The sequence below is a fragment of the Wohlfahrtiimonas populi genome (genome assembly GCF_002006795.1).
Taxonomy (GTDB): domain Bacteria; phylum Pseudomonadota; class Gammaproteobacteria; order Cardiobacteriales; family Wohlfahrtiimonadaceae; genus Wohlfahrtiimonas; species Wohlfahrtiimonas populi.
This window is the reverse complement of sequence record NZ_MVDN01000009.1, coordinates 99,287-107,149: the sequence shown is the minus strand read 5'-3', so window position 1 is coordinate 107,149 and position 7,863 is coordinate 99,287. Positions and strand designations below refer to the sequence as shown.

At 35.7% G+C, this 7,863-nt stretch carries 7 protein-coding genes; 6 read left to right on the top strand and 1 reads right to left on the bottom strand.

The window, feature by feature from the left end; all coding sequences use genetic code 11:
- The 6 genes from BZK16_RS10580 to BZK16_RS10555 form a co-directional block, all read left to right on the top strand.
- The coding region (locus BZK16_RS10580; protein ID WP_077928856.1) for a Tex family protein at positions 1-2,052 on the top strand (2,052 nt) is incomplete at its 5' end.
- A gap of 57 nt (positions 2,053-2,109) precedes the next feature.
- The gene (locus BZK16_RS10575; RefSeq protein ID WP_077928855.1) at positions 2,110-3,552 is read left to right on the top strand and encodes a hypothetical protein; all 1,443 of its coding nucleotides are present in this window, start codon (positions 2,110-2,112) and stop codon (positions 3,550-3,552) included.
- A gap of 121 nt (positions 3,553-3,673) precedes the next feature.
- Positions 3,674-4,690 carry a nucleoid-associated protein gene (locus tag BZK16_RS10570; protein ID WP_077928854.1) on the top strand — a complete coding sequence of 339 codons (1,017 nt, stop codon included), beginning with the start codon at positions 3,674-3,676 and terminating at the stop codon, positions 4,688-4,690.
- A 156-nt stretch (positions 4,691-4,846) separates the two neighbouring features.
- Complete coding sequence (locus BZK16_RS10565) at positions 4,847-6,001, top strand: tetratricopeptide repeat protein (protein WP_077928853.1); 1,155 nt, start codon at positions 4,847-4,849, stop codon at positions 5,999-6,001.
- Between the two features lie 162 nt (positions 6,002-6,163).
- Positions 6,164-6,667: a DUF4822 domain-containing protein gene (locus tag BZK16_RS10560; RefSeq protein ID WP_233145277.1), complete on the top strand. Its 504-nt coding sequence runs from the start codon at positions 6,164-6,166 to the stop codon at positions 6,665-6,667.
- 135 nt (positions 6,668-6,802) lie between these two features.
- Positions 6,803-7,312, top strand: coding sequence for a hypothetical protein (locus BZK16_RS10555; RefSeq protein ID WP_077928852.1), 510 nt, complete (start codon positions 6,803-6,805; stop codon positions 7,310-7,312).
- Here BZK16_RS10555 and BZK16_RS10550 read toward each other — a convergent pair.
- The gene (locus tag BZK16_RS10550) at positions 7,309-7,857 is read right to left on the bottom strand and encodes a TetR/AcrR family transcriptional regulator (RefSeq protein ID WP_077928851.1); all 549 of its coding nucleotides are present in this window, start codon (positions 7,855-7,857) and stop codon (positions 7,309-7,311) included. The two genes, BZK16_RS10555 and BZK16_RS10550, sit on opposite strands and share 4 nt — an antisense overlap.
- Positions 7,858-7,863 lie beyond the last annotated feature (6 nt).

Here is a 7,863-nt window from a genome sequence, read left to right as displayed (position 1 = left end):
TTAGAATCCATTCGTTCACAAGATAAATTAACGCCAGTTTTAGAAAATAAAATACTCAATACATTAACGAAAACAGAGTTGGAAGATATTTATCTCCCTTATAAGCCAAAGCGCAGAACGAAAGCACAAATCGCGCGTGAGGCTGGCATTGAGCCTTTGGCCATGACGATTTTGACAGAATCCCCAAACATTGATCCCGAAACATTAGCAGGGCAATTCATTAATAAAGAGGCAGGCTTTGAAGATGAAAAAGCAGTGCTAGATGGCGCACGCTTTATCTTGATTGAGCATATGTCTGAACAAGCCGATTTAGTGGGTAAATTGCGCCAATTCGTATGGGATGAAGGCGTGATTGTGGCTTCTGTGGATGAAGCTAAGAAAACAGCGGCGATTAAGTTTTCAGATTATTTTGAATTCCGCGAGCCTATTAAAACAATTCCATCACACCGTGCTTTGGCATTATTGCGTGGTAAAAAAGAAGATTTATTGAATGTGGATTTGATCTTGCCTGATAACGCTTTAGAAATCCCACAAGTGATGATGGCAGAATATTTTGGCTTAAAAGATATGCATAAATGGATGAGTGATACGATTCGTTTATGTTGGCGCTCTAAATTATTCTTATCATTGGCACTCGAACAATTGGGGCAGATGCGTGATGAAGCTGATGATGAAGCGATTAAAGTATTTGCTAAAAATTTAAAAGATCTACTATTGATGGCGCCAGCGGGTAGTAAAGCAATTTTGGGCTTAGATCCAGGGCAACGTACAGGTTGTAAAGTGGCTTGTGTGGATGCGACTGGTAAAGTGCTCGATACCGCTGTGATTTACCCACATGCACCGCAAAATCAATGGAATCAAGCGTTGGCGATCTTAGAGGCTTTGTGTAAAAAGCATGATTTTACATTGGTTTCGATCGGTAATGGTACAGCTTCGCGCGAAACGGACAAATTGGCGCAGGAATTGTGCGAGCGCATTCCGAACTTAAAGAAAATTGTGGTGAGCGAAGCGGGCGCTTCAGTTTATTCAGCTTCTGAACTCGCTGCTAAAGAATTCCCTGATATGGATGTCGCGCTCCGTGGTGCGGTTTCCATTGCACGCCGTTTGCAAGATCCTTTGGCGGAATTAGTGAAGATTGACCCTAAATCCATCGGTGTTGGCCAATATCAGCACGATGTGAACCAAGCGCAATTGAATAAGAGCTTAACTGCTGTGGTTGAGGATTGTGTGAATGCTGTGGGCGTGGATGTAAATACAGCGTCATCAGCATTGCTGACGTACATTTCAGGCTTAAACGCAACAATTGCACAGAATATCGTGGCTTATCGTGATGAAAATGGTGCTTTCAGTAACCGTAAAGCATTGAAGAAAGTGCCACGTTTGGGTGATAAAACCTTTGAACAAGCGGCAGGTTTCTTGCGTATTTTTGGTGATAACCCATTGGATCGTTCATCTGTGCATCCTGAAGCTTATCCTGTGGTTGAGCGTATCTTAGAGAAAAACAACACGACGATGGATCAAGTGATTGGTAATACAAGCTTCCTCAAAAGCTTAAAAGCGAGCGATTATACTTGTGAGCAATTTGGTTTACCAACTGTGTTGGACATCATTAAAGAGCTTGAAAAACCTGGGCGCGATCCTCGTCCTGAATTTAAAACTGCAACATTTAAAGATGGCATTGAAACTATCAAAGATTTGAAAGAAGGCATGATGCTCGAAGGCGTGATTACAAATGTTGCGAACTTTGGTGCGTTTGTGGATATTGGTGTGCATCAGGATGGTTTAGTGCACATCAGCGCGTTGGCGGATCGCTTTGTGAAAGACCCGCATGAAGTTGTGAAAGTTGGTGACATTGTGAAAGTTAAAGTGATCGAAGTGGATGTGCCACGCAATCGAATCCAGCTCACAATGCGCTTATCGGATGATATTAACCAAGTGAGAAACAACGCACCAAAAGGCAATGATCGCAAAGCGGGCTTTAATCAGAAACACGTGAAAGAAGCCCCAAGCAATAATCCATTTGCTGCGGCTTTGGGTGGCTTGAAGAAATAAATTTTTATTACATAGAAATGTATAACTTTATTTAATTATTAAATAGGATTTTTATAAATGAGTAACTCTTTAATTCCATTGCCTACTAATACAGGGACTATTGAAACCAGCATTCAATCAATTCATGAGCCTTTAGCTAATTTTTTGCAATACAATAATTTGCCAACAGACGATATATTGGCTCCTATTGATGAAAGGACAAAAGTTATACAGCTTTTTGAGTCAACAATCTCAATACTAGGAATAGATGAAAAACAAAAAGCCATTTATATGTCTAAATTTGTTGTGTGTGTTGCTGTTGGACTTTTTGATGGTGCACTATCGTATTTATGGAATGAAACAATTGTAGTTTTAAGACAAAAAATAGCTAAATTTGATATAAATTATTTTTATAGTATTGCTGTTAGCATAAATAATAATTATAAAAAATTAAATTCTGAAGAAGATTTATCAGGTGTTAGTGATTATGATTTATTAGAAGTTTGTCGACGTATGGGGCTATTAAATAATGAGAGCCATCGTAGATTAACCAATGTTAATTATTTTAGAAATCATGGGTCAGCAGCGCACCCCAATTCAACAGAATTGAGTGGCTTAGATATTTTAAGTTTTTTAGAGCATTGTCTGAAAAATGCTATATGTGCTGAATTTGAATCTTCGGTCGTACAGGTAAAACGATTGCTTGAAAATATTAGACAATCTGATATACCTGCTTTAGATTATGAAGCTATTTGTGATGAGCTTGTAAAACTTCCCCAAGAGCGTATAGATGACTTCCTCAATAATATTTTTGGACAATATACTTCATTAACTCAAAATGCAGTTGCTTTAAAGAACATAGAAGGGTTAATACCGAAAGTATGGATAGCTGCTTCTGATGTTACTAAATACCGTATTGGTGCAAAATATGGGTATTATAGAGTGAATGGAGAAATTGAAAAGAAAGAACAAGTACAAAAATTCCTTTCTATTGTTAATGGTAATAATTTTAAAGATGAAGATAGCATATCTCAAGAGCTGATTTCCCAATTACAAAAGTTGCGGGCATCACATTATGGAGGTAACAATTTTTATAATGAGGCTATTCATGCTCAATTAATTTACAAAACTTTAGAACAGATAGCGATACCAAAAGGAGCTAGATTTGATTTAGTCAAAATTATATCTATTTGTTTTATTGGAAATGGTTTAGGTTATAGAGAAGGTGTGGATGAAAATGCACTTCCATATTATGAAATGATAATAGAAAAGTTTACTGATGCAGAAATTGTAATATTCTGTAAATTATTTGATGATCATGAGTTTATTGGTGATTTACATCATAAAAAAACAACTACTAGAACTCATGTATTGGCAAGAGAATTAGAGAAAAAAACACATAATATACTAATTCAAAATTCCTTAAGTGAAATTCAGAAATGCTTTCAGCTTAACAAAGTTAGTAATATTACTAGCTTTAAAAATTCGCTTAATAATTTACCTACTAATTTAGATGTGTAAAAAATATTTTAATGGTTTGTGATACCTAACTTCTTTATAGAAGTTAGGGGAGGAGATTATTTATAAATAGTCCTGAATTTTGAATACGCTCAAAATCTTTTTAAGTTAGTCGGAAAACAAAATGTTAAACATCAGTTCAGCAACAATAGAAAAAATCATCATTCATCAAGTTGGGAATATTGGGCGCGAGGAAGCGTGCGTATTTTCAGAAGCGAGTGTGAAGCCAAGCGCATCGCTAGAAACGCTATTATTAGAGCATTATTTATTGCCATTATCAGAGCTTGAAGATGCTTATGAATTTAAAGCAGGCGATTTAACGGATGTCATTGCAGGCTATGCGAAAGAGATTTTCACAGCGGATGCAGATTTTCATGATGCATCAATTAAAATTGCAGGGCATCTGCATAGCATGACGAATCACCCAAATATCATGGGTGGCGATTTTATTATTATCTTGTTTGATAACATCTTTATGAACTCTAAAGAAACCAAGGCGCTTGGGCTATTTAAAGTGGAATCGAAAGATGATTATCTCGATATTTATGATAATAACGGCACTTTGGAGTTCATCGAAAAGGAAGGCATTTCTTTAAGAGATATTCAAAAGGGGGCATTGATTTTTGCGAGTGATGAATCTGTGTTAGCGATTGATAGCCAAAAAAGACGCACAAAATATTGGCATGATGATTTCTTGAGTTTAAAGCCAAAGCAAACGGAGCATGCAGAACTCAAGGCAAGCAATGATATTTTGCGTGGTTTGAATAAGCGCATTGCAACGCCAGAACAGCGCTTGGAGTTTAATAAAAGCTTAGAAAGCCATTTAGAAGAGCATGATGATATTCGTTTTAAAGATCTAGAAAACTTCTCGAAACCTTATGTGGAAGAGCAAGAGATCAATCGTGTGTTTAATGCGGTGCAAAATAAGGCAGGCTTTGCAATTGATCGTGAGATCAGCGTGCCAAGTCATCAATTCCGTGAACAATCCAAAAATACGATGCAAAAGGCGAGCATCGCAGAAGGCATTGAGCTTGTGATTCGCAGTAAAGATACTTACATCGATCAGATTGAAATCGTGGAAGATGGGCAAGGTTTTACAGCAATTATTAAGTTTGATGTTTATGAGCCTGAGGAATCATAAGGATTGATTAATCGCTAATAATAAAATAACCCCAAAATACTGGGGTTTATTTGTAAATAAATAAATTTAAATAATAGTTTGTTTATTATAAAAATAAATTGATAGAATGCATGGCATCAAAATCATGTAAATATTTAGAATTAATAAGGTTAATAAATGAAACAGTTAGCGATTGTGGCAGTTTTATTAATATTAGGTGGGTTTGTTTACTATACAAAGTTTTATCAAAAAGATGATCCTGTAGCATTAGTAAGAGCTGAATTTATGAATAGCGTACAAGCTGCGGAAGCTGGCGATGTTGGTGCACAAATGCGAGTTGCCAAGATGTTTGAAGAAGGAACATACGGTGCAAACAAGGATTTTTATACGGCATTATTATGGTATGAAAAAGCAGCACAAAATGGCAATGCTAATGCACAAATAAAAGTCGCAGAAGTATATTTTTTTGGAAAAAATGGCATTGAGAAAAATATGGCTGAAGCAGCCAAATGGTATAAATTATTAGTTCAGAAAAATAATATTGTTGCCATGAATAACTTAGCTAATTTATATATGAAAGGCGATGGTGTGCCACAAGATATAACGTATGCAGTAGAGTTATACAAAAAGGCTGCTGAATTAGGAGATGAAGTTGCACAATATAATTTAGGTCGAGCATATAGAGATGGTCGAGGTGTCGAAAGAAATCCACAATTGGCACGTACATGGTTAGAAAAATCTTTAGCACAAGGTTATGCGGATGCTAGTTTACCTTTAGCCAAGCTATTATTACAGGATGAAAACAATTCAAACTTATTAGAAGCTCAACAATTAATTAAAAATATTCCAGTCGAAGAACAAAACTCTATAGATTATTATTCATTGATGGGTGATTATTATGCACGCTTAGGTAAAAGTGCTGAAGATCAGTATTCATCAGCATATCAGTGGTATAGCAAAGCTGCTGATCAAGGTGATAGTTATGCTTATTTCAAATTGGCTGAATTGTTACGACAAGGACTAGGGGTAGAAAAAGACTTTGATCAGGCGATTATGATGTATCAAATTGCAGATAGTCATGAAGGGTCTAGGGCTAATATTACCTTGGCTTATTTATATTTATTTAACCAAGATTTTCCTAAAAATTATGATCATGCTATAGAAATATTGCAATCACCTAAATATGTGAGAGATAAAATCGCGTTGTATTACTTATCATTTGTATATCAACGTGGATTGGGTGTTGCACAAGATAAAGTACGAGCTCAACAATTAGTCAAACAATCATGCCAATTAGGACATCAGGAAGCATGTAATCAATTGAGCCATTAAGTTGAAATACTATTAATCATATTTTAAATGGGTTGCCAATTTTATAATTTAAGGTAAATATACATAGAATGATGAGTTTAAAAATAACTTAATTCATTGAAACAAATCTTGAAACGATTTAACTATGGTGTAGTAACATAAAAATAATATAAGGAATATAAAATGATTGGATTAAAGAAAGCATTAGCAATCTCAGCAACTGCANNTAAGGAATATAAAATGATTGGATTAAAGAAAGCATTAGCAATCTCAGCAACTGCAATTTTTTTAACAGCGTGTGCATCCACAAATAAATTGAATGATTACGAAAAAGTCATGGTGGATAAAGTATGGGTAACGACAGATTCTATCGATAATAAAGGTCGTAACGTTGCTACGAAAGATAAACGTGTGACAAATTTCTATGGTTTAGCTGAATATAAGAAAGATGGCACATTCGTAATGTTTACGCCAGAAGGTCAACAAAAATTAGCAGGTGATTGGAGCTTTAGCCCAGATGGTATGGTGAGAACAATTGTTGCTAAAGATGATGGTGGGCATATCTTATTCACGCGTAATGTAGAAAATATTACGGTGAAACCTGATGAATATACTTATCGAATTTATCCAACGGCTACTAATAAAAAACAGTACATCGATATTGTTCATCGTGTGAAAGCTAAATAAATCATTCAAATCTTAAAAAAAGCATTGTGACATGCTTTTTTTTGTGAGTTGTTTTATTCATCTATTTTGTTATAGTTCTACTATGCTTATTAATATTATTGTTTTTATCAAATAGTTATATTGTAGGTGAATACTATGCCATCTAGAATTGATCGCCTTGTCGTGACAACCATTGCGCTGATCTTGTTCCTGTTGCCATTTATGTCGTATGGTGATTGGCTATTGAATACAGCTTGCGTGGTTGTTTTGCTTGTTTATGGTGCTTGGCAGATTTTTATGATTATCTTGTTGCTCGGCACGAAATATCAACAGCGCTTAAAACATCACAAGCAGAATCTAATTTATGCAGTTGTGATCTTTGTTGCTGCGCTCATTCCCACAAAATTAATCTCTTTTTATATTCAACAACAAGTGGATCAGTTCATTGTTGTTGTGAATGATTATAAAAAGAAAAATGGGCAGTTTCCACATGTAGTGGACATCAGTGAAGATTATGAAAAAGTCCAAATGAATGTGCCACAATTCATTTATCAACGAGAAGGACAGAACTTGGCGAGTTTGGAATTTCCAGAGCCAGGAATGTCAGTAGATTCATTGGTTTATGATTTCTCTAATCAAAACTGGCTCTGTTCAGGTAGCTGTTAGTTTTGAGCGAATGGATATGTTTGTTGAATCATCCGTTCAATGAGCACTGAATTTTCAAGTTTCGGTTGAGAGCCCAAATTATGGTTGAACCAAATGCCATCGGCAGCTAAGCGGATAATGTGTAACTGGTCATTATTATCGGTTTTAGCATGCTTCTCTTGCTGAGCATCGAACCATTTTTTCCATAGAATACTGAGCTCCGGATCATTGCTGAGCGCAATGTATAGCGTTGCTAATTGCGAGTGCATGCCAGTTTTAGTATCAAGCAAAATAGTTTTCAAATATGCTCGGGTGAAGCTACCATAATCAATTTCATCCTCTTGGATGAGTTGATTCAGTTTAGCTTCAAAGCGCTCGATGATATCTTGGTAGATGCCCAATATTAATGCCCGTTTATTGGGAAAATAATGAAGCAATCCGCCTTTAGAAACTTGCGCATTTTCAGCCACAGCTTGTAATGTAAAACCTTGAATGCCTGCTTTGAGTAAGATTTCGATCGCACTTTTTAAAAGTGTATCTTTAGTATTATTTGAATGTTTTGTCATAGTTCT